The organism is Rhizobium cauense (genome assembly GCF_019511525.1).
Classification (GTDB): Bacteria; Pseudomonadota; Alphaproteobacteria; order Rhizobiales; family Rhizobiaceae; genus Rhizobium; species Rhizobium cauense.
In genome coordinates, this window is record NZ_JAEUAT010000005.1 from 253,412 (window position 1) to 274,453 (window position 21,042).

General features: G+C 60.7%; 21 protein-coding genes. 7 read left to right on the forward strand and 14 right to left on the reverse strand.

From position 1 onward, the window contains the following. Window positions 1–174: 174 nt before the first annotated feature. The 8 genes from JNB88_RS11855 to ffh all read right to left on the reverse strand — a co-directional run bounded on the left by JNB88_RS11855 (window position 175) and on the right by ffh (window position 6,442). Window positions 175–996, reverse strand: a complete 822-nt coding sequence (locus JNB88_RS11855; protein ID WP_220355626.1) for an amino acid ABC transporter permease — start codon at window positions 994–996, stop codon at window positions 175–177. 22 nt (window positions 997–1,018) lie between these two features. Further along, window positions 1,019–1,816, reverse strand: a complete 798-nt coding sequence (locus JNB88_RS11860; RefSeq protein ID WP_220355627.1) for a transporter substrate-binding domain-containing protein — start codon at window positions 1,814–1,816, stop codon at window positions 1,019–1,021. A gap of 146 nt (window positions 1,817–1,962) precedes the next feature. Continuing rightward, entirely contained in the window at window positions 1,963–2,499 is a 537-nt protein-coding gene (gene rplS / locus JNB88_RS11865; RefSeq protein WP_037132408.1) for a 50S ribosomal protein L19, read from the reverse strand. A gap of 228 nt (window positions 2,500–2,727) precedes the next feature. Next, window positions 2,728–3,423, reverse strand: coding sequence for a tRNA (guanosine(37)-N1)-methyltransferase TrmD (trmD, locus tag JNB88_RS11870; RefSeq protein ID WP_220355628.1), 696 nt, complete (start codon window positions 3,421–3,423; stop codon window positions 2,728–2,730). Between the two features lie 8 nt (window positions 3,424–3,431). Then, window positions 3,432–4,001 (reverse strand): ribosome maturation factor RimM, encoded by a 570-nt coding sequence (gene rimM / locus JNB88_RS11875; RefSeq protein ID WP_220355629.1) that lies wholly within the window; start codon window positions 3,999–4,001, stop codon window positions 3,432–3,434. 117 nt (window positions 4,002–4,118) lie between these two features. Next, window positions 4,119–4,487 carry a 30S ribosomal protein S16 gene (rpsP, locus tag JNB88_RS11880; RefSeq protein WP_220355630.1) on the reverse strand — a complete coding sequence of 123 codons (369 nt, stop codon included), beginning with the start codon at window positions 4,485–4,487 and terminating at the stop codon, window positions 4,119–4,121. Between the two features lie 49 nt (window positions 4,488–4,536). Continuing rightward, complete coding sequence (locus JNB88_RS11885) at window positions 4,537–4,857, reverse strand: chorismate mutase (protein ID WP_016556656.1); 321 nt, start codon at window positions 4,855–4,857, stop codon at window positions 4,537–4,539. A gap of 16 nt (window positions 4,858–4,873) precedes the next feature. Continuing rightward, the gene (gene ffh, locus JNB88_RS11890) at window positions 4,874–6,442 is read right to left on the reverse strand and encodes a signal recognition particle protein (protein WP_220355631.1); all 1,569 of its coding nucleotides are present in this window, start codon (window positions 6,440–6,442) and stop codon (window positions 4,874–4,876) included. A gap of 304 nt (window positions 6,443–6,746) precedes the next feature. On the opposite strand from ffh, the gene JNB88_RS11895 reads away from it, so the two are divergent. Further along, entirely contained in the window at window positions 6,747–7,751 is a 1,005-nt protein-coding gene (locus JNB88_RS11895) for an MBL fold metallo-hydrolase (RefSeq protein WP_220355632.1), read from the forward strand. On the opposite strand, the gene JNB88_RS11900 is transcribed toward JNB88_RS11895, so the two are convergent. Continuing rightward, on the reverse strand, window positions 7,752–9,710 hold the full coding sequence (locus JNB88_RS11900; protein ID WP_220355633.1) for an elongation factor G: 1,959 nt from the start codon (window positions 9,708–9,710) through the stop codon (window positions 7,752–7,754). 206 nt (window positions 9,711–9,916) lie between these two features. Here JNB88_RS11900 and dapF point away from each other — a divergent pair, with 206 nt between their 5' ends. The 5 genes from dapF to JNB88_RS11925 all read left to right on the forward strand — a co-directional run bounded on the left by dapF (window position 9,917) and on the right by JNB88_RS11925 (window position 14,988). Continuing rightward, entirely contained in the window at window positions 9,917–10,822 is a 906-nt protein-coding gene (gene dapF, locus JNB88_RS11905; protein ID WP_220355792.1) for a diaminopimelate epimerase, read from the forward strand. Then, window positions 10,819–12,093, forward strand: coding sequence for a tRNA (N(6)-L-threonylcarbamoyladenosine(37)-C(2))-methylthiotransferase MtaB (mtaB, locus tag JNB88_RS11910; protein WP_220355634.1), 1,275 nt, complete (start codon window positions 10,819–10,821; stop codon window positions 12,091–12,093). Before dapF ends, mtaB begins: the two co-directional genes overlap by 4 nt. Before the next feature lie 15 nt (window positions 12,094–12,108). After that, a complete protein-coding gene (gene ftsY, locus JNB88_RS11915; protein WP_220355635.1) occupies window positions 12,109–13,695 on the forward strand; it encodes a signal recognition particle-docking protein FtsY in 1,587 nt (528 codons plus the stop codon). Window positions 13,696–13,759: 64 nt separating this feature from the next. Continuing rightward, the gene (locus JNB88_RS11920) at window positions 13,760–14,404 is read left to right on the forward strand and encodes a septation protein A (RefSeq protein ID WP_220355636.1); all 645 of its coding nucleotides are present in this window, start codon (window positions 13,760–13,762) and stop codon (window positions 14,402–14,404) included. Next, window positions 14,401–14,988 (forward strand): DUF2585 domain-containing protein, encoded by a 588-nt coding sequence (locus JNB88_RS11925; protein ID WP_220355637.1) that lies wholly within the window; start codon window positions 14,401–14,403, stop codon window positions 14,986–14,988. Before JNB88_RS11920 ends, JNB88_RS11925 begins: the two co-directional genes overlap by 4 nt. Here JNB88_RS11925 and JNB88_RS11930 read toward each other — a convergent pair whose 3' ends face one another. Genes JNB88_RS11930 through ccmA form a run of 5 tightly spaced genes read right to left on the reverse strand, consistent with a single transcriptional unit; the run spans window position 14,989 to window position 17,873 of the window. Next, the gene (locus JNB88_RS11930) at window positions 14,989–15,594 is read right to left on the reverse strand and encodes a DsbE family thiol:disulfide interchange protein (protein WP_220355638.1); all 606 of its coding nucleotides are present in this window, start codon (window positions 15,592–15,594) and stop codon (window positions 14,989–14,991) included. Next, the gene (gene ccmD, locus JNB88_RS11935; RefSeq protein WP_220355639.1) at window positions 15,591–15,758 is read right to left on the reverse strand and encodes a heme exporter protein CcmD; all 168 of its coding nucleotides are present in this window, start codon (window positions 15,756–15,758) and stop codon (window positions 15,591–15,593) included. Before ccmD ends, JNB88_RS11930 begins: the two co-directional genes overlap by 4 nt. Window positions 15,759–15,760: 2 nt before the next feature. Further along, a complete protein-coding gene (locus JNB88_RS11940; RefSeq protein WP_037131999.1) occupies window positions 15,761–16,522 on the reverse strand; it encodes a heme ABC transporter permease in 762 nt (253 codons plus the stop codon). Between the two features lie 47 nt (window positions 16,523–16,569). Next, window positions 16,570–17,229: a heme exporter protein CcmB gene (gene ccmB / locus JNB88_RS11945; protein ID WP_007794331.1), complete on the reverse strand. Its 660-nt coding sequence runs from the start codon at window positions 17,227–17,229 to the stop codon at window positions 16,570–16,572. Further along, window positions 17,226–17,873, reverse strand: coding sequence for a heme ABC exporter ATP-binding protein CcmA (ccmA, locus tag JNB88_RS11950; RefSeq protein WP_220355640.1), 648 nt, complete (start codon window positions 17,871–17,873; stop codon window positions 17,226–17,228). Before ccmA ends, ccmB begins: the two co-directional genes overlap by 4 nt. Before the next feature lie 258 nt (window positions 17,874–18,131). Between ccmA and acnA the strand changes: the two genes are divergently transcribed. Next, window positions 18,132–20,822: an aconitate hydratase AcnA gene (gene acnA / locus JNB88_RS11955; RefSeq protein WP_220355641.1), complete on the forward strand. Its 2,691-nt coding sequence runs from the start codon at window positions 18,132–18,134 to the stop codon at window positions 20,820–20,822. Window positions 20,823–21,042 lie beyond the last annotated feature (220 nt).

The window sequence follows — 21,042 nt, forward strand, 5'->3', positions numbered from 1 at the left end:
TCGATCAACGAAGTCGGCTGTTGAGCGCACCGGAAACGGTCGCAAAGAAGCGTGCCGGCAGGCGGTAGTGATCCTGCAGCACGAAAATATGCGCCCCAATGCAACTGAACTTGGATTCCATGCGCTGTCACATACCAATTTTTCGCGACGGCGGCAATTCGAATCATTCGGACGCTAACGTCGGTCTTTCCCACGCATCCGCTTCTCAACCTGCCTCAACGCAAGCGACAAACCGATTGTCAGGATGAGGTAGATATAGGTGACGATCGAGTAGGTTTCAAAGAAACGAAACGAGCCGGAAGCGTAGATCTTGCCCATCTGCGTAATGTCGGAGACGCCGAGCACCGAGACCAGCGAGCTGTCCTTCACCATCGCCACGAAATCATTCGACAGCGGAGGAAAGATCACCTTGATCGCCTGCGGGAAGACCACGAATCGAAAGCGGTGATATCGCGACAGACCAAGCGCCTTGGCCGCCTCTATCTGCCCCTGATCGACGGACTGGATCCCGGCGCGGAACACTTCGGCGATGAACGAGGAATAGCCTATCATCAAGGCGATGATTGCCCGCCACATCAGCGAGAAGTCGCGGACCATCACTGGTTCGCTCAATCCTGCCTGGACCAGCGGGCTGGTCAGGAAATTATAAGCCGCGACGATCCCGGGGGCGCCGACGAAGGCCACGTAGAACAGCAGCACAAGCATCGGCACGCCACGGATGACTTCTATATAGAAGCGCGAGATCTGGCGTAGTGCGACGCTGTCGGAGAGCCCGAGCAGCGCGATCCCGAGGCCGAGGATGGTTGCCAGCGTAAACCCCACCAGCGTCACGAAGATGGTAACACCGACGCCGTTGAAGACGGTGCGGAAGACCTGTGCATAGATGTCGTTGGTGACGATGACGACGGCAAGGACGATGCCGATCACGACAAGGGCGACCAGCCACCAGGGGTAGTCGCCCTTCACATGCCCGTCAGGCGCTGGCTGCGGAGCCATCACGCGTTAACCGAAGGGAGAGTCATTCGCCCATCTTGTAGTCGAGGAACCACTTCTTGTTCAGCGCGTCAAACGTGCCGTCTGCCTTCAGGCTCGCAATCGCGGCGTTCACCGGAGCGACAAGGTCCGAGCCCTTCGGGAAGATGAAGCCGAAATCTTCCGTACCGAGTGGGCCGCCGATGACCTTCAGGCCGCCGTTCGAGGCATCGACATAGCCCTTGGCTGCGACGCTGTCGGTCAAAACCACGTCGACGTCACCGGCCTTCAGTGCCTGCACAGTGGCGCCGAAGGTTTCGAAGAGCTTCACGCGCGGGTTCTGCTCGTTGCCGTCGAGAATCTCATAGACAGCCGTGTAGAAAGGCGACGTGCCCGGCTGCGCGCCGACGAGGCCTTCATTGAAGGCACCGAAGGTCTTGGCATCAGTGAAGCGGCTTTCGTCGCCACGCACCAGCATGAACTGCTGCGAGCGCATGTAGGGATCGGAGAAATCCACCTTGGCCTTGCGGTCATCCTTGATGGTGATGCCGGTCATGCCGATGTTGTACTGGTTGTCGGAGACGGCCTGGATCATCGCGTCCCAGCTGGTGTTCTGATACTCGACCTTGAAGTTCAGCCGCTTCGCGATCTCGTTCATCGCATCATATTCCCAGCCGATCGCCTTGCCCGACTTCGGATCGACGAACTGCAGCGGCGGATAGGCGTTCTCGGTAACGACAACGACTGCCTTGCCCTTAAGGTCCGGAAGGTCGGTGGCGAGGGCGGCGAGCGGCGACAGAATGAGAGCAGTCAGTCCTGCAAGGACGGTGCGGCGGAACGGCATGAAATATCTCCCCAAAATATAGCTCGCGAAACCTGTCATAGTTGCGAAGCGACTGGCAAGAGCATTGCCTCATACCATGGCTCAAAAACAGAAAAGGCGGTCCAAAGACCGCCTTTCATGCAAAGATTTTTGCGCTTTCGCAGAACTTATTCTGCTGCCGGCTCGGCCGCTGCTGCAGCTTCTGCTGCTGCCTTGGCTTCTGCGGCTTCCTGTGCTGCCTTCTCGGCTGCGAGCGCCTGAGCTGCTGCAACCTTTTCAGCTTCCAGGCGTGCCTTTTCCTCGGCAACAGCCTGACGCTCGGCGTCGTTGAGCTTGCGGGCGCGGGTGCCGGTGTTCTCGACGATACGAGCCGACTTGCCGCGACGGTCGCGCAGGTAGTAGAGCTTCGCGCGACGGACCTTGCCGCGGCGAACGACTTCTACGCTCTCGATAGCCGGGGAGTAGACCGGGAATACGCGCTCGACGCCTTCGCCGTAGGAGATCTTGCGAACCGTGAAGTTCTCCTGCAGGCCTCCGCCGGAGCGAGCGATGCAAACGCCTTCGTAGGCCTGTACGCGGGTACGGTTGCCTTCCTTGACGCGGACGTTAACGCGAACGGTGTCGCCCGGGGAGAATTCCGGAAGCGTGCGCTGGGCTTCGATCTTGGCGACCTGTTCGGCCTCAAGCTGCTGAATGATGTTCATCGTCTTAACCTTTGGTTCTTCTGAAACAGCCAGAGCGCTCAACGTCTATCCTTTGGATCTAGCCTCCGGATGTACCCTTGCGGGCGGGAGCGGATTCGCCATTCTTTGTTGCTGGCAGACGGGGCAAGCCCCATTTCCGCGTGCGCTCCTACACGAAAGGAGCCTGCTTGTCATCCCCGAATGACAAATTTGTCAAAGCGAATCCGACGAATCTCCCGGTAGCGAGCGCTATTGCTTGTCCGCGGGGCGCGTGAGCAGATCTGGCCGCCGCTCCTGCGTCAGCTTCACGGCCTGTTCACGCCGCCACTTGTCGATGGCACCGTGATTGCCCGAGGTAAGGATCGCGGGAATTTCGCGGCCTTCCCATTCCTGCGGCCGGGTGTAATGCGGATGTTCCAGCAGGCCGCCTTCGAAGCTCTCATGCAGACCGGAAAGATCGTTGCCCATGACGCCGGGCAGAATGCGGACGATCGCATCCAGTACGGTCAATGCCGCCGGCTCACCGCCAGAGAGCACATAGTCTCCGATAGAGACTTCTTCCAACTCACGCGCATCGATGACACGCTGATCGACGCCCTCGAAACGGCCGCAGATGATGATGACGCCATCGCCAGATGCGAGCTCGCGCACGCGCTCCTGCGTCAGCGGCTTGCCGCGCGGGCTCATCAGCAGGCGTGGACGGCCGTCGTTCTCGGAGGCGCTGTCGATGGCGCGGGCGAGAACGTCGGGCTTGAGCACCATGCCGGCACCGCCGCCAGCGGGCGTATCATCGACGGTCCGGCGCTTGTCGGTGGCGAAATCGCGAATCTGCACTGGATCGAGCGACCATTGGCCACGTTCCATCGCTTTCCCAGCCAGGGAGTAGCCGAGATGGCCCGGAAACATTTCCGGGTAGAGGGTCAGCACGGTCGCGCGAAACGCCATGGACAGCCTCACTTCTTCTTTTTCGGCGCGTCAGATGTGAATTTCGGACCCTCATCCTGACTGTCGACCAGGCCAGCGGCCAGTGGGTCGATGGTGATCTTGCCGCCTTCGAGGTCGATATCGAGTACCGAGGTTTCCGAAAAGGGTATCAATACGGGGCGCTTGCCCGGACCCTTGAGTTCCAGGAGATCGCCGGCACCGAAGTCGAAGACGCCGGTCACTGTACCGTAGCTGACGCCCTGGTCGTCTAGTGCTTCCAGGCCCTCGAGATCGGCGTAGAAGAACTCGTCTTCCTCCAGCTCGTCATCCGGAAGGTTATCGCGCTCGATGTAGAGCTCCAATCCGTTCAGCGCCTCGGCGGCGGTGCGGTCGTTGATACCGCGGAAGCGGACGACGACGACGTTCTTCATTTCCCGGATATCGAGAACCTCGAAGGTACGGCCGTCCATGCTGTGCAGGTTGCCGTAGTCGCCGAGCGCCGTCGGATCGGCGGTGTAGGCCTTGGCGCGCACTTCGCCGCGCAAGCCTTGGGCGCCACCGATCGTTGCCATCAGAACGGGATTTTCAAGCTTTGCCATGACGTCCTTCACATGAAGCCGCAAATCTGGGCTTCTCTTAAACGAAGTGCGGTGGAATGGAAACGAAAACGGGCGGCATGTCGCCATGCCGCCCGTTCGACAAGGGAAAGTTCCCGATTATTCTGCGGAAGCAGCGGCTTCGGCAGCGTCAGCAGCCTTCTGAGCCTTTTCAGCAGCGCGCTCCTGAGCCTTCTTGCCCGGCTTTGCCTTTTCCGGGTTGCTCTTGGCGTCGCGCTTTGCAAGGCCAGCTTCGTTCAGGAAGCGCAGAACGCGGTCGGTCGGCTGTGCGCCCTGATCGAGCCAATGCTTGATACGGTCGTTGTTCAGCGTGACGCGAGCGCTGTTGTCCTTGGCCAGCATCGGGTTCCAGGAACCGAGGTTCTCGAGGAAGCGGCCGTCGCGCGGCGAACGGGCGTCAGCGAGAACGATGTGGTAGTACGGGCGCTTCTTGGAACCACCGCGTGCGAGACGAATTTTCAGTGCCATTTTCTTTACTCCTTGGACTTTTCTGGACCGCCTGATCCGGCGGTATGGTTCATTTTGCTGCGGCGCCGTTTTCGGCGTGGTCTGCAGCGATCTGCTCATGATGCCGGATGACTTCCTTGATGATGAAGTTCAGGAACTTCTCGGCGAAATCCGGATCCAGATTGGCATCCTTCGCCAGATGGCGGAGGCGTTCGATCTGGTATTCTTCGCGCGCCGGATCGGCCGGCGGCAACTTGTACTTGGCCTTGAGAACGCCGACCTCTTTGGTGCAGCGGAAACGCTCGGCCAGGATATGGACCAGCGCCGCGTCGATGTTGTCGATCGACTGGCGATAGTTCGAAAGCTGGGCTTTGATTTCAGGATCAATCATCTTCTACGCGACCCCTTCACTTCTTCTTGGGCAGGCCGGGAAGGCCGGGGAAACCACCACCAAGGCCCGACAGCTTGGCGCCGCCCAGACCCGGCAAACCGCCGCCGCCGAGACCGGGCAGCCCAACGCCCGGCTTTCCAAGACCGGCAGCTTCAGCCTGCTTCTGGAGCGCTTCGAGCTGCTTCGGGTCGATGTTGGATAGATCAGGCATACCCCCACCGAGGCCACCGAGGCCCATCTTGCCGGCAAGGCCGCCCATCATCTGCTTCATCAGGCCGCCCTTGCCCTTGCCACCCATCATCTTCATCATGTCCGCCATCTGGCGGTGCATCTTCAGGAGCTTGTTGATGTCGGAGGCATCGGTGCCGGAACCGGCGGCGATGCGCTTCTTGCGCGAATGCTTGAGGATATCAGGGTTGGCGCGCTCGGCCTTGGTCATCGAAGAGATGATGGCCAGCTGTCGGCCGAACAGGCTGTCGTTCAGACCGGCCGAAGCCATCTTGTCCTTCATGCCTGCCATGCCTGGCATCATCGACATGATGCCGCCCATGCCGCCCATCTTCTGCATCTGGCGCAGCTGGTCGGCGAGGTCGTTGAGGTCGAACTTGCCCTTGGCCATCTTGGCGGCCATGGCGGCCGCCTTCTCGGCGTCGATGTTTTCAGCGGCGCGCTCGACGAGCGAAACGATGTCGCCCATGCCGAGGATGCGGTCGGCGATACGGCGCGGGTGGAACTCTTCGAGCTCGCCCATGCGCTCGCCGACACCGATGAGCTTGATCGGCTTGCCGGTGACGGCGCGCATCGAGAGTGCCGCACCGCCACGGCCGTCGCCGTCCATGCGGGTCAAGACGAGGCCGGTGATGCCGACGCGTTCGTCGAAGTTGCGGGCGAGATTGACGGCGTCCTGACCGGTCAGCGAATCCGCGACCAGCAGGATTTCATGCGGGTTCGACTTCTTCTTGATGTCGGCCATCTCGACCATCAAGGGCTCGTCGATATGCGTACGGCCGGCGGTGTCGAGGATGACGACGTCATGGCCTCCGAGCTTGGCTGCCTGCACGGCGCGTGCGGCAATATCGGTCGGCGACTGGCCGGCGATGACGGGCAGCGTATCGACATTGGTCTGCACGCCGAGCTGGCGCAGCTGCTCCTGGGCGGCCGGGCGTCGCGTATCGAGCGACGCCATCAGCACCTTCTTCTTCTCGCGGTCGGTAAGCCGCTTGGCGATCTTCGCAGTCGTGGTCGTCTTACCGGAACCCTGTAGACCGACCATCATGATGACGACCGGGGCGGCCGCATGCAGGTCGACGCCCACACCTTCGCCACCGAGCATCTCGATCAACTCGTCATGGACGATCTTTACGACCATCTGGCCCGGTTTGATCGACTTCAGGATCTCGGCGCCGACGGCCTTCTCGCGGACGCGGTCGGTGAACGAGCGCACGACATCGAGCGCGACGTCTGCTTCCAGCAGCGCACGGCGAACCTCGCGCAGCGCCGCGGAAACATCACTTTCCGAAAGCGCGCCACGGCCTGTCAGTCCATTCAGAATGGATCCAAGACGGTCCTGGAGGTTCTCAAACATCGGCTCTTCCTTGTGATTTCCTGAAGACGGAAACCTTGTGCTTTTCCTTGACGAAAACAAGACGCATAGCCAAAAAGCACCCGAGGGCGCATCGCGCTGTCGGGTGTGGACCTCCGGGATCGGTTTATACCTTTGCGGGCCCCGGTCGGTGGCTCGAGTCTTGAAGCTCGTCGCAGATTGAGCGGCGGTAAACAGGAAAAAGCGCCGCGAGTCAAGGCAAAGCCGAGAAAAGACGGTGTTTCGATCTTTCAAAACCGCGCGCCCGATCCCAGATCAGCCTTCCACACAACGGAAACGCTCTTGCATGTCCACTGCCAAGCGACGCAATCCCTATTATCAGGGTCCTGTCTCCGATCACTTCGACGGCACGCATTTCTTCAATCCTGATGGTATCGAGCCGCTCGGTTTCAGAGATCTGATGCGATGGCAGTTCGGCGGTGGTCGCGATCGCTGGCCGAAGTCGGTTCCAAGCCCATTCCAGCCAGCCAAGCCGGATTTGCGTGTCGACGGCGAAGATATCAAGGTAACGATGGTCGGTCATGCGACCCTGCTAATTCAGGTCGCCGGGTTGAACATCCTGACGGATCCCGTCTGGTCGGATCGCGCAAGTCCCTTCGCCTTTGCCGGCCCCAGACGCGTCGTTGCGCCTGGCATCGCGTTCGAGGATCTGCCGCCGATCGATCTCGTCCTCGTTTCGCATAACCACTACGATCACCTTGACGTTGCGACGCTTCGCCGTCTGCAGGCGAAACACCGGCCGCATGTCGTTACACCGCTTGGTAACGACACGATCATTCGCCGTGCCTGCCCCACGATGCAGGTGACAGCGATGGACTGGGGCGAGCGCATCTCGCTTCAGGGGATCGATATTTACGCGGAGCCGGCGCACCACTGGTCGGCGCGCGGCACGGGGGATCGTCGCATGGCGCTCTGGGCGGCGTTCGTGTTGTCGACGCCGGCCGGGAAGATCTATCACATCGGCGATACCGGCTTTCACGGCGGCGTCAACTATAAGGCCGCGCAGCAAAAGCATGACGGTTTTCGCCTCGCCATCCTGCCATTCGGCGCTTATGAGCCGCGCTGGTTCATGAAGGGGCAGCACCAGAACCCCGAGGAGGCGGTGGCGGGAATGCAGCTCGCCAACGCCGCCTATGTCGCCGGGCACCACTTTGCTACGTTCCAGCTGACGGACGAGGCGATCGATGCACCGGTCAAGGCACTCGATGCGGCAATGACCGATCACGGCATCTCGCCCGAGCGGTTCCGCCCGCTCAGGGCAGGCGAGGTCTTCGACGTGCCGCAAACATGATCAGTGTGGCTGAGCCCCCGAGCCGTGCGTGTTGACGATGGTGTCGGCCTCCTTGCCGTAAAGCTCCTCGAAATGATCGAAGGTCTTTGAGAAGTGGCCGATGCCCTGCGTCGCGGATTTCAGCGATCGTGCCAATTCTTCCAAGACACCACCTGGGACAAGCGCGCGGAATATGTCCCAGCCCTTTGCATTCTCGTCGCGGTCAAAGCCGAGAACCTGTCCCTTGAGCGAGGAAACGAGCGTCACCATGCCTCCGGAGTAGACCGAAGGGATATGAATATCGACGCGCACGACAGGCTGCATGAGCACGGCGGATGCCTGTGACAGCGCTTGCTTGACGCCCATTTTCCCGGCCGCACGGAAGGCAAAATCGGAGCTGTCGACCGAGTGGTACTGGCCGTCGGTCAAAGTTACGTCGACGTCAATCACCTGGAAGCCAAGGGGCCCTTTCTCCATGGCTTCGCGGGCTCCGGCCTCGACCGCGGGTATGTAGTTTCGCGGCACAGTGCCGCCTTTGACGCTTTCGCCGAAGGTGAAACCTTGTCCGCGCTCGTTTGGCCGCACACTGAGTTGCACATCGGCGAATTGGCCAGCACCGCCCGTCTGCTTGCGGTGACGGTAGCGTACGTCCGACGGCTTGGAGATTGTTTCCCGGTAGATCGGGTTCGGCGCGCGGTCCGAAACCTCGACCCGGAATACCTCCGACAGCGTTCTTCGAAGGTCGCGCAGATGGACGGGCCCCTGTGCGCAGATCAGCGCTGCGCCAGTACCTTCCTCCTGCATCACCTTGAGACCGCGATCGGTTTCCGCCAGTTTCGCCAGTGTGGCAGAGAGCTTGGTTTCGTCACGTTCGCTGCCGGGAACGAGGATCCTTTCAAGCATGGGTGTCGGCGGTGTCGTCCAGTCGGGTGGTTCGACGCTGGCGGATTGTGTCAGCAAGGCCGGCGCCGGCAGATGGTCCGATTTCAAAGCGGCAAATATGCCGCCTGCCTGCACGGTACCGCTGATCGGCTTTCCGCTGCCGGCTTCCTGCAGTGGACCCAAAGTGGCGCCGCCGAGCGACGCGCCTTGCTTCAAACCGTCGGCAAACGCGCGTATCAGGACCGTCTTGCCGACATTGGCCTTGTGATAGGCGTGGAAACTGACGGCCGAAATTTCCGTATCTTGCGCCCCTGAGCTTTCCGCAAGCCTCGTCCGCAGCGCGGCTGCCGGTGGCGCCTCGTGGCGAAGGGCCTTCATCAGGCGCATGATGCCGTTGCTGTGCGAAGCGGCACCGAACAGCACGGGGATGACCCGGTTCTCCTTGAGTATCCGTGAGGAAATTGCAAACAGCGTGTCGCTTGCCGGCTCGCGGTCTTCGATAAGCTCCTCGAGCAGCCAATCATCGAATTCCGACAGCTGTTCGAGCATCTCTGCCCGGGCCTCGTGCTCGCGCTCGGCAGTGTCCTTCGGCAGTTCGATCAGCGCAGACGGCTGCCCTTCCCGGTAGCGCCACGCACGTTCAGAAATCAGGTCGCAGCTGCCGACGACCGTGTCGCCTTCGCGAATCGGCACCTGCCGCAGAACGAGAGGGTGGTTTGAGTAGGCCTGGAGTGCAGCGATGACATCGCGCAATCGGCCGCGCGGTTCATCCATCCTGTTGATGAAGACCAAACAGGGCGTGCCGGATGCCTCGATGGCGCGGAGATAGGGTGCCACCAGAACCGCTTCGTCCGGCGTCGGTGATATGCAGAGAATACAGGCGTCGCTAGCGAGTAGGGCATCCTGCGCCAGGGCCAGCGCCTCGTTTGCTCCGGGTGTGTCGATCGCACACCATGCTTCGTCCTTGAAATCGAATTCCGTCAGGCTTGATCCATATGGAGAGGCTGACTTTCTGGGCGTTCCCTCGAGCGAGGCCAGCTTTGCGACGAGTGTCGTTTTTCCCGTCTGCGAGGGCCCAAGTACCGTGAAGCAGCGCATCGGCGATCCTCCCTGCCAAAAGCACCATCCAAACCAAAGAATGCCCCCAAGCGAAGAAAAGCGCCAGATAGTTGCGATCATTCTTAAATATGAGGCTTCGTATGGCTCTCTCATGAATGTGTCGCGGTGCTCGGGTCCGTCAAGCCACTGGTAATTGCCGTGCATTTCCGCCATATACAGCCCAAACAGAGACGGACATGACACCTATGAGCGCAACGGTCGAATTCGCGAAGATGAACGGGCTTGGCAACAAGATCCTGGTCGTTGATATGCGCGGCCGTGGCGACAAGGTGACGCCGGCCGCGGCAATCGCGCTGAATGCCGCTGACGATACGCAGTTCGACCAGATCATGGCTATCCACGACCCGAAGGCTGCGGGTACGGATGCCTGGATCGATATTCTCAATTCCGACGGCTCGAAGGCGCAGGCCTGCGGCAATGGCACGCGCTGCGTCGTGCAGGCGCTTGCGTCTGAGACCGGCAAGAAGGTCTTCACCTTCCAGACGGTGGCCGGCATCCTCAATGCCGTCGAGCACGAGGATGGGACGATCTCCGTCGATATGGGCAAGCCGGTCTTCGAGTGGGACAAGATCCCGCTTGCCGAAGAATTCCACGATACCAGCCGCATCGAGCTGCAGATCGGGCCGATTGACAACCCGGTGCTGCATTCGCCCTCCGTTGCTTCGATGGGCAATCCGCATGCGATCTTCTGGATCGACCGCGATCCGATGTCGTTCGATCTCGGCCGCTTCGGACCGCTGCTTGAAAATCATCCGATGTTCCCCGAGCGCGCCAACATCACGCTGGCGCAGGTGACCTCGCCGAGCTCGATCACGACGCGCACCTGGGAACGCGGTGCGGGACTGACGCTTGCCTGTGGTTCCGCCGCTTGTGCGACCGCTGTTTCCGCTGCCCGCACCGGACGGACTGGGCGCGACGTCGCGGTGAAGGTCGCAAGCAGCCCCAATCAGGGCATGCTCAACATCGAATGGCGCGAACGCGATGGCCACGTCATCATGACCGGCCCTGCCGAATGGGAATGGTCCGGCACGCTCGACCCGTCGACGGGTGATTGGTCGCGCGATGCGGCGCCGGGAGCGGAAGCGCGGTGAGCGGCGTCGAAGTCATCACCTTCGGCTGTCGTCTCAATACCTACGAATCCGAAGTGATGCGGGCCGAGGCCGAGAAGGCCGGGCTCAACAATGCCATCCTCGTCAATACCTGCGCGGTCACCGGCGAAGCCGTGCGTCAGGCTCGCCAGGCAATCCGACGGGCGCGGCGCGACAATCCTCATGCCCGCATCATCGTGACAGGCTGCGCTGCCCAGACGGAAAAAGAAACCTTCGCCGAGATGGCCGAGGTCGATGCTGTTCTCGGCAACGAGGAGAAGCTGAAGAGCGCTTCCTATCGCGCGCTGCCTGATTTCGGCGTTTCGGCGGAAGAGAAGCTGCGCGTCAACGACATCATGAGCGTGCGCCAGACGGCGCCGCAGATGGTCAAGCATATCGACGGTCATGTACGGGCGTTCATCCAGGTCCAGAATGGTTGCGACCACCGCTGCACCTTCTGCATAATTCCCTATGGCCGCGGAAATTCGCGTTCGGTGCCGATGGGAGCGGTCGTCGACCAGGCGCGCAAGCTCGTCGAAAGCGGCTACCGGGAGATCGTGCTGACCGGCGTCGACGCGACCAGCTATGGTGCCGATCTTCCCGGCGAGCCGACGCTCGGGCTGCTTGCGAAGACACTTCTGAAGCAGGTGCCCGATATTCGCCGCCTGCGGCTTTCGTCGATCGACAGCATCGAGGCCGACAAGCATCTGCTCGATCTGATCGCCGAGGAAGCGCGCTTCATGCCGCATCTTCACCTCTCGCTGCAGCATGGCGACGACATGATCCTGAAGCGGATGAAGCGTCGCCATTCCAGCGCTGACGCTTTGGCTTTCGTCAACGACGTGCGCCGCCTGCGGCCGGAGATGAGCTTCGGCGCGGATATGATCGCCGGCTTTCCGACCGAGAGCGAGGAGATGTTCGCCAATGCCGCGCGGCTGGCGGACGAGGCTGGTATCGCCCATCTCCACGTGTTCCCTTACAGCCCACGACCGGGAACGCCTGCCGCGCGAATGCCGCAGCTCGATCGCGCGTTGGTCAAGGAGCGTGCGGCGCGGCTTCGCGCCACTGGACATCGCCTGCATCAGGCCCATCTCGACGGAATGGTCGGAACGCAGCAATGGCTGCTGGTGGAAAACAATGGTTTGGCGCATACCGAGAACTTCACGCTTGTCGCAGCGGCCGGACTGGCACCCCGAAGCTTCGTGCAGGCTGTTATCACCGGGCACAACGGCAAACACCTCGACATGCAATTGACGGCCGCCGACGCGGCCTGAGTTTACGGAATCCTCATGGCGTTCAACTTCATCAAAAAGGTCTTCACCTTCGGCCCGAAACCGGAGGAAGAGCAGGCGCCGGAGCCGGTCGAGACGAAGGCACTCGAGTCCGAACTGGAGCCGCACTCGCGCGAGGAGAACCTTCCCGTTGCCGCCGACCCGGTCCTTGCCGAGGAAATGGACACAGCCGGCGGTCCTGCCGATGACGTAGGCGAGGACGCTCCGATCGAGGACGTTGCCGAGCAGGCCGAAGCGCTCGCGCCCGTCGAGGAGGACGTTTCCGAAGTCCTGCCGTCCGAGATACAGGCGAGTGATATAGGCGTTGTGCCGCTCTCGCTGCTCGAGGCCGAAGCCGAGGTCGAGACCGCCGCCGAAAGCGCGCCGGAGGAGACGGCTCCTGTTGCTGCTTCCGTGCAGCCGGAAAGCGGTGAGCAGGCAGAAGAGGAAGAGATTGCGCAGGCAGCATCTGCTGCCGAAGCCGAAGAACAGCCGGCTACCAAGCTCGAAGCGGACGCTGATGCGGAACAGCAGCCCATCACGGACTCTTCCGCCGAGCAGGAGACATCTGCTTCCGTTGAAGATGATGACGTTTCCGATGATGTCTCGGCCGCGCCCGTTCTTCCGAAGGGATTTGCGACCGGTCCCGCGGTTTCCGAGGTCGCGCCGTTGGTGCCCGCGCCAAAGCTTTCCTGGTTCCAGCGCCTGCGCGCCGGTCTTGCCCGGACCTCGTCGCAGCTCACCGGTCAGATCGCGGCGCTGTTCACCAAGCGCAAGCTCGACGACGAGACATTGCAGGATCTCGAGGATCTGCTGATCCAGGCCGATCTCGGTGTCGAGACGGCGATGCGCGTCACCGACACGCTGGCCTCCGAGCGCTACGGCAAGGACGTCACCGGCGAGGATGTCAGCCGCATCATGGCAAGCGAGATCGCCAAGGTGCTGAAGCCTGTCGCGAAGCCGCTACAGCTCGATCTCAGCCACAAGCCGCACGTCATCCTCGTCGTCGGCGTCAACGGAACAGGCAAGACGACGACGATCGGCAAGCTCGCGGCCAAGCTGTCGGGCGCCGGGCTGAAGGTTATGGTAGCTGCCGGCGATACGTTCCGTGCCGCTGCGATCGAGCAGCTGAAGATCTGGGCCGATCGCACCAAGTCGGAGTTCATCGGCACCAAGTTCGGCGCGGATGCTGCTGGTCTCGCCTACGATGCGTTCGAGCAGGCCAAGGCCAAGAAGTGCGATGTGCTGATCATCGATACGGCAGGCCGCCTGCAAAACAAGGCGGAGCTGATGGCGGAACTTGAGAAGATCGTTCGCGTCCTCGGCAAGCTCGATCCGGACGCGCCGCATACGGTGCTGCAGACGCTCGACGCGACAACGGGCCAGAATGCCCTGTCGCAGGTCGAAATCTTCCGCAACGTCGCCGGCGTCAATGGTCTGATCATGACCAAGCTCGACGGCACGGCGCGCGGCGGCATCCTCGTGGCGATCTCCGCCAAGCACAAGCTGCCGGTTTATTTCATCGGCGTCGGCGAAGGCGTCGATGATCTCGAGCCATTCGAGGCCGAGGATTTCGCCCACGCCATTGCCGGGCTCGGCCAATAATGCCACAGATATGCCGACAAACACGGGCAAGCGTCTCGTGTGGTACAAACGGATTTGAGATAGAATGACGACAGAGAGCGATATCACCCCAAGTGCGGCCGACCGTCATCACCCGATGCTGAAGCTGGCACTGGAGCTTGGCCCTTTGCTGATCTTCTTCTTCGCCAACCTGCGCGGCGCGTGGCTGGTCGAGCGGTTTCCGGCTCTTTCGGAGCTTGGCGGACCACTGTTTGTCGCAACGGCGCTCTTCATGGCGGCAACTGTGATTTCGCTGACGGTTTCGAAGGTCGTGCTTGGGCATTTGCCGATCATGCCCTTCGTATCCGGCATCGTCGTCGTGATCTTCGGATCGCTGTCGATCTACCTGCAGAACGAGACCTTCATCAAGATGAAGCCGACCATCGTCAATGCGCTCTTCGGCTTTGCGCTGCTTGGTGGCCTTGCCTTCGGTAAATCACTGCTCGGCTACGTTTTCAACGCGGCCTTCCAGCTCGACGCCGAGGGATGGCGAAAGCTGACAATCCGCTGGGGCGTCTTCTTCCTTTTCCTTGCCGTGCTGAACGAGGCAGTCTGGCGCAATTTCTCCGATGATTTCTGGGTTGCCTTCAAGGTCTGGGGGACAATGCCGATCACCATCATCTTCACGCTTGCGCAGATGCCTCTGATCATGAAGCATACGGTCACGCCGGCGGGAGAGACCGAGAATTGACGACACTGGATTCGGCAGACAGAGCAAGACATCAAACCTTCTGGTTCGCGGCATGCCTTGCGGTTCTGCTGATCCAGATCGTCGCGGAATACATGATGGGCCGAACTCCCATCTGCACCTGCGGATATGTCAAGCTGTGGGAAGGCACCGTCAATTCCAGCGGCAACTCCCAGCATATCTCCGACTGGTACACACCGTCCCACATCATTCATGGCTTCATTTTCTATGGGATCGCGCACCTTGTTATGCGCGGGAAGCCGATCGCCATGCGGCTGCTTCTGGCGCTGGTGATCGAGTCAGGCTGGGAACTGCTGGAAAATTCGCCTGTAATCATCGACCGCTATCGGACAGCGACGATCTCGCTCGATTATTATGGCGATAGCATCCTGAACTCGGCGATGGACACGGTGTTCATGGTGGTCGGGTTCTTCTTCGCTTCTCGGGCGCCCGTTGCGTTGACGGTTGCGATTGCGATTTTCTTCGAGTTGTTCACCGGCTACGTTATCCGCGACAACCTGACACTCAATGTGGTGATGCTGATCTGGCCCATCGAGGCGATCAAGACCTGGCAGAGCGCGATCTGATCAGGACGCCGGCCTGCCCAAAGCCTTTTCGATCGCGGGGAAAAGGCCTTCCTTCAAACTGATGTCGTCGAACGGGCCGACCCTCTTGTAGAGGATCGTGCCGTCAGGTGCGACCAGATAGCTTTCGGGGATGCCGTAGACACCCCAATCGATGGCTGCCTGTCCTTTCGGATCGATGCCGATGGCCGCAAAGGGGTTGCCCAATTCGCCGAGGAAACGAAGCGCGTTGTCGTTCTTGTCCTTGTAGTTGATGGCAACCACGTTGAGCCGACTGTCCTTCGCAAGCTCTTTCAGGATCGGATGCTCTTCGCGACAGGGAATGCACCAGGAGGCGAAGACGTTGACGAGCGTCAGTTTGCCCTTGATGGCGCTATCGGTCAGGGCGGGCAGATTGGCGCCGTCGAGCGGCGGCAAATTCAGTGTCGGCGCCTTTGTGCCGATCAATGCGGAGGGGATTTCCGAGATATCCTTGCCGTGGAAGTCCTGATCGTAAAGCATCTTTGCCGCGGTGGCTGCGATACCGGCGAACACGACCAACGGGATCAAAGCGACGGCATAACGCCCAAATCCGCGCTTGGTTGGGGTTGTCTCGGGCGCGGTGCTCATTCGCCGTCCCTCGCTTGCGCCGAGCGGCGTCGGATGCCGGAGGCTTCAAGGGTTGCCAGCTCCCTGCGACGAGCACGGCCATCCGCCCAGGTCCAAAGCGTCACCGCTGCAGTGACAAGCGCAGCAAATCCATATGAGCCGTAGACGTAGAAAGCATATGTCATGGCTATCCCTCGCGGCTCGCCAGGCGCGCCGCCATACGACGCTGCGCTGCGACGCGGCGACGCCAGATTTCGTTGCGCATGGCCATAATATGCAGCGTGAAAAAGAGCGCGGTGAATGCAACCGCCATCACCAGCAGCGGTCGCAGGAACTCGGGGTCGATGGCAGGGCCGTCGAGACGCAGGACGCTCGCCGATTGATGCAGCGTGTTCCACCAGTCCACTGAAAATTTGATGATCGGGATGTTGACGAAGCCAACGAGGATCAGGACGGCGCTGACACGGGCGGCCTTTGATGGATCGTCGATGGCGCGGCTGAGGGCAATGAGACCGAGATACATCAGGAAAAGAATGAAGACGGACGTAAGCCGGGCATCCCAGACCCACCAGGTACCCCACATCGGCTTGCCCCAGAGCGAACCTGTTACCAGGGCAATCAGCGTGAATGCCGCGCCGAGCGGGGCCGCGGCCTTTGCCGAGACATCCGCCAGTGGATGGCGCCAGACCAACGTACCGATCGCCGAAAGGCTCATGATCGTGTATCCCATCATTGCCAGCCAGGCCGATGGTACGTGGACATACATGATGCGAACTGTTTCGCCCTGCTGGTAGTCGCCTTCGGTCGTGAAGCTGAGATACAGCCCCACGATAAAACAGAGGGCCGTGAAACCGGCCATCCAGGGAAGGATGCGTGCGGCCAGCGCCAGAAACCGCGTCGGGTTGGCGAGATCGCTGAATTTTGTGATGGCCAGGCTCGTTTCGCTCATGCCGTTTCCTTACCGCGATATGCTTTTTCCCGCAATCGAGCGCTCCATCAATCCGATGTGTTGCGCAGTGCCAGCGCAGCCGCCGCCGGGCCGATGACGGCGAAGAACAGCGTGAGTGCGATCAGGATGAGGAAGGGCGGCAGGAAGGGCGAAGGGCCCTCGACAGCCGCATAAGTGGCGCTGACACCGAAAATCAGCACGGGGATGGTCAGTGGCAGCACCAGGATCGAGACAAGCAGGCCGCCGCGCGGCAGAGCGACCGCAACGGCAGCGCCGACGGCACCGATGAATGTAATCGCCGGCGAACCGACAAGCAGCGTCAGCATCGTCGCGCCGATCGCCGTCTCGCTCATGTTCATGAAGAGGCCGAGCAACGGCGAAGCGATGACGAGCGGCAGGCTAGTGGCGATCCAGTGCGCCAGGCACTTGACCAGCACCGTCAGGACCAACGGGGTTTCTTGCATCAGCATGAGATCGAGCGAGCCATCGTCACGTTCAGCCTGGAACAGGCGATCAAGGCCGAGAAGGGCGGCAAGCAGCGCGCCGATCCAGACGATTGCCGGGCCGATGCGGGACAGCAGCGCAAGGTCCGGCCCGACACCGAACGGAATGACGGCGACAACGGTGAGGAAGAAGAGAACGCCGATCAGCGCGCCGCCGCCGGCGCGGATCGAGAGCTTGAGGTCGCGCAGCAAGAGGGCCGTCATGCCCATACTCCCGGCCCGCTATGGGCAAATCCCACCATTCGCAGTTCCTGCGCACGCTCGAGACCCAGGGGCTGATGGGTTGCGGCTAGCACGATGCCGCCACTACGCCGATGTGCCTCGATGAGTTCCGCGAAAAGGTGGTCGCCGCTTGTATCCAGCGCAGCGGTAGGCTCATCGAGAATCCAGACCGGTCGATAGGCAACAAGCAGCTTGGCGAAGGCAAAGCGGCGTTGCTGGCCAGCCGAGAGATAGCCGAATGGAAGATGCGCGATCCCCTCAAGCCCGACCGCCTCGGCAGCCTCGTCGATGGAAACGGTGGAGGCACCGTAGATGTCTCCAAGAAAGCGGCGCCAGAAGGCAAGGTTTTCGGCGACCGTCAGCTCGCTCTTCATCGCGTTCCGGTGGCCGAGATAGTGGCTGATTTCGCCAACGCGTCCATGAGTGTTGCCGTGCGAATCGGTGACGCTGACCGAACCTCTTTCCTGGCGGAGCAGACCCGCGACGACACGCAGTAAAGTTGACTTTCCCGATCCATTTTTGCCAGTTAAAACCAACGCTTCGCCCGGTTCCAGGCGAAACGACACGTCCTCGAAAATAAGGTCTTCCCCCCGGCGCGCAGCCAGATTGGCGGCCTCAAGATGCATGACTTTTCCGTGGTTTAATTTTTCAGTCATCGCAATGCAAAAAAATCCAAAATGGGCCACGCACTCTCTGGCACCTTTCTTAGAAATTATCTATAAGACCCGCAACCACGCCAGCGGTCGGCGTGAATTTCATCCTTGCGCCGAACATGGGCTTCGCTCCACGTGCGGACAGCGGAAATGGCCGTACCCGCATCCTGATGTGCATAAAGTGCATAGGCGTCCGCACGATTGTGTTCGCTATCAGAAACGGGGTCTCTCGTGTCTAAATCTCTTGACAGCTTCAATTGTCGTTCCACGCTCACCGTGAACGGTAAGGACTACGTCTACTACAGCCTGCCCAAGGCTGAGGCGAATGGCCTTCCGGGCGTTTCGAAGCTTCCCTATTCGATGAAGGTTCTGCTCGAGAACCTGCTTCGCTTCGAAGACGGCCAGTCGGTGACCAAGGAACACATCCTTGCTGTGGCCGAATGGCTGAACAACAAGGGCGCTGTCGAAAACGAAATCGCCTATCGTCCAGCGCGCGTGCTGATGCAGGACTTCACGGGCGTTCCTGCCGTCGTCGACCTCGCCGCGATGCGCGACGCGATGGTGTCGCTCGGTGGCGATCCCGAGAAGATCAACCCGCTGGTTCCTGTTGATCTCGTCATCGACCACTCGGTTATCGTCGACGAGTTCGGCACGCCTCAGGCATTTGCCAAGAACGTCGAGCTGGAATACCAGCGCAACGGCGAGCGCTACCGCTTCCTGAAGTGGGGCCAGCAGGCGTTCAAGAATTTCCGCGTCGTTCCCCCGGGCACCGGCATCTGTCACCAGGTCAATCTCGAATACCTCGGCCAGACCGTCTGGACCAAGGAAGAGGACGGCGAGACGATCGCTTATCCGGATACCTGCGTCGGCACCGACTCGCACACGACGATGATCAACGGTCTCGGCGTTCTCGGCTGGGGCGTCGGCGGCATCGAAGCAGAAGCTGCCATGCTCGGCCAACCGGTCTCGATGCTTCTGCCTGAAGTCATCGGCTTCAAACTGACAGGCAAGCTCAAGGAAGGCGTTACGGCGACCGACCTCGTGCTGATGGTCGTTCAGATGCTGCGCAAGAAGGGCGTGGTTTCGAAGTTCGTCGAATTCTTCGGTCCTGGCATGGACAATATGCCGCTCGCAGACCGCGCGACGATCGGCAACATGGGTCCGGAATACGGCGCGACCTGCGGCTTCTTCCCGGTTGACGGTGAAACCATCAACTACCTCAACATGTCGGGCCGCACGAAGGACCGCATCGCGCTTGTCGAAGCTTACTCGAAGGCTCAGGGCATGTGGCGCGAAGGCGACGGCTCCGACCTCGTGTTCACCGACACGCTGGAACTCGACCTCGGCGACGTCGTGCCTGCCATGGCAGGCCCGAAGCGTCCGGAAGGCCGCATCCCGCTCGAGAATATTGCATCCGGCTTTGCCACCTCGATGGACGCCGACTACAAGAAGCCCGGCCAGCTCTCCAACCGCTATGCGGTCGAAGGCACCGATTTCGACCTCGGTCATGGCGATGTTGCGATTGCCGCAATCACCTCTTGCACCAACACCTCCAACCCGTCGGTTCTGATCGCTGCTGGCCTTCTCGCCCGCAACGCTGTTGCCAAGGGCCTGAAGTCCAAGCCGTGGGTCAAGACCTCGCTGGCACCGGGATCGCAGGTCGTTGGCGAATATCTGGCGAAGTCTGGCCTGCAGGCCGACCTCGACAAGCTCGGCTTCAACCTCGTCGGCTTCGGTTGCACGACCTGCATCGGCAACTCCGGTCCGCTGCCTGCGCCAATCTCGAAGACGATCAACGACAAGGGCCTGATCGTTTCGGGCGTACTCTCGGGCAACCGCAACTTCGAAGGCCGTATTTCTCCTGATGTTCAGGCGAACTACCTGGCCTCGCCGCCGCTCGTCGTTGCCTACGCGCTTGCCGGTACGGTCCAGAAAGACCTGACCAAGGAGCCGATCGGCGAAGATCAGAACGGCAATCCTGTCTATCTCAAGGATATCTGGCCGACCTCGCACGAAGTGCAGGAGTTCATCCAGAAGTACGTCACCCGCGAACTTTACGAAACGAAGTACGCCGACGTCTTCAAGGGTGATGAAAACTGGCAGGCCGTCAACGTTCCGGCCGGACAGACCTATGCATGGGATGACAAGTCGACCTACGTGCAGAACCCGCCCTACTTCGTGGGCATGGGCAAGACCGGCACCGGCATTTCCGATATCAAGGGTGCGCGCGTTCTCGGTCTCTTCGGCGACAAGATCACCACCGACCACATTTCCCCGGCCGGCTCGATCAAGGCTGCGTCTCCGGCCGGCGCTTACCTGCTCGAGAACCATGTCGGCGTCGCTGACTTCAACCAGTACGGCACGCGTCGCGGCAACCATGAAGTGATGATGCGTGGCACCTTCGCCAACATCCGCATCCGCAACCACATGCTCGGCCCGAACGGTAAGGAAGGTGGCTACACCATCCACTATCCGTCGAAGGAAGAGGAATCGATCTACGACGCGGCCATGCAGTACAAGGCCGAGGGCGTTCCGCTCGTCATCTTTGCTGGTGTCGAGTACGGCAACGGCTCGTCCCGTGACTGGGCCGCGAAGGGCACCAACCTGCTCGGCGTGAAGGCGGTCATTGCCCAGTCCTTCGAGCGTATTCACCGCTCGAACCTGGTCGGCATGGGCGTCATCCCATTCGTCTTCGAAGAGGGCACGACTTGGGCAAGCCTCGGCCTTAAGGGCGACGAAATCGTCAGCATCGAAGGGCTGGAAAACATCAAGCCGCGCGAAAAGAAGATCGCCAAGATCACCTATGGCGACGGCACCGTGAAGGAAGTTCCGCTGCTGTCGCGCGTCGATACGCTCGATGAAGTGATTTACCTCAACAACGGCGGTATTCTGCAGACAGTTCTGCGTGATCTCGCTGCCTGATTGTTAACAGACTTGCATGACAATGACCGCCGGAGAGAGATTTCCGGCGGTTTTTTGTTTGAACGAGAGACGGTAACTGGTCGGTCACGACGATGTGTTTCTACGTGGCTTCCTGGAAGCTTGGTCTCACCCGTTCGTGACTTTCCGTTTGGATCGAGAACCACTATCTCTACGGTCGTATATCGGAACCTGCGGCGGCAGGTGCTGAAGAAAAGGTGCA

What these genes read in the sequence shown, in the direction of transcription:
- ffh (WP_220355631.1), bottom strand. Translation starts at nt 6,442, where the DNA reads ATGTTTGAGAACCTCCAGGACCGTCTTGGATCCATTCTGAATGGACTG.
- JNB88_RS11895 (WP_220355632.1), top strand. Translation starts at nt 6,747, where the DNA reads ATGTCCACTGCCAAGCGACGCAATCCCTATTATCAGGGTCCTGTCTCC.
- JNB88_RS11900 (WP_220355633.1), bottom strand. Translation starts at nt 9,710, where the DNA reads ATGCGCTGCTTCACGGTACTTGGGCCCTCGCAGACGGGAAAAACGACA.
- rpsP (WP_220355630.1), bottom strand. Translation starts at nt 4,487, where the DNA reads ATGGCACTGAAAATTCGTCTCGCACGCGGTGGTTCCAAGAAGCGCCCG.
- rimM (WP_220355629.1), bottom strand. Translation starts at nt 4,001, where the DNA reads ATGGCAAAGCTTGAAAATCCCGTTCTGATGGCAACGATCGGTGGCGCC.
- rplS (WP_037132408.1), bottom strand. Translation starts at nt 2,499, where the DNA reads ATGAACATCATTCAGCAGCTTGAGGCCGAACAGGTCGCCAAGATCGAA.
- ftsY (WP_220355635.1), top strand. Translation starts at nt 12,109, where the DNA reads ATGGCGTTCAACTTCATCAAAAAGGTCTTCACCTTCGGCCCGAAACCG.
- ccmB (WP_007794331.1), bottom strand. Translation starts at nt 17,229, where the DNA reads ATGACGGCCCTCTTGCTGCGCGACCTCAAGCTCTCGATCCGCGCCGGC.
- ccmA (WP_220355640.1), bottom strand. Translation starts at nt 17,873, where the DNA reads ATGCATCTTGAGGCCGCCAATCTGGCTGCGCGCCGGGGGGAAGACCTT.
- JNB88_RS11940 (WP_037131999.1), bottom strand. Translation starts at nt 16,522, where the DNA reads ATGAGCGAAACGAGCCTGGCCATCACAAAATTCAGCGATCTCGCCAAC.
- trmD (WP_220355628.1), bottom strand. Translation starts at nt 3,423, where the DNA reads ATGGCGTTTCGCGCGACCGTGCTGACCCTCTACCCGGAAATGTTTCCG.
- JNB88_RS11885 (WP_016556656.1), bottom strand. Translation starts at nt 4,857, where the DNA reads ATGATTGATCCTGAAATCAAAGCCCAGCTTTCGAACTATCGCCAGTCG.
- JNB88_RS11920 (WP_220355636.1), top strand. Translation starts at nt 13,760, where the DNA reads ATGACGACAGAGAGCGATATCACCCCAAGTGCGGCCGACCGTCATCAC.
- ccmD (WP_220355639.1), bottom strand. Translation starts at nt 15,758, where the DNA reads ATGACATATGCTTTCTACGTCTACGGCTCATATGGATTTGCTGCGCTT.
- JNB88_RS11930 (WP_220355638.1), bottom strand. Translation starts at nt 15,594, where the DNA reads ATGAGCACCGCGCCCGAGACAACCCCAACCAAGCGCGGATTTGGGCGT.
- JNB88_RS11860 (WP_220355627.1), bottom strand. Translation starts at nt 1,816, where the DNA reads ATGCCGTTCCGCCGCACCGTCCTTGCAGGACTGACTGCTCTCATTCTG.
- dapF (WP_220355792.1), top strand. Translation starts at nt 9,917, where the DNA reads ATGAGCGCAACGGTCGAATTCGCGAAGATGAACGGGCTTGGCAACAAG.
- JNB88_RS11855 (WP_220355626.1), bottom strand. Translation starts at nt 996, where the DNA reads ATGGCTCCGCAGCCAGCGCCTGACGGGCATGTGAAGGGCGACTACCCC.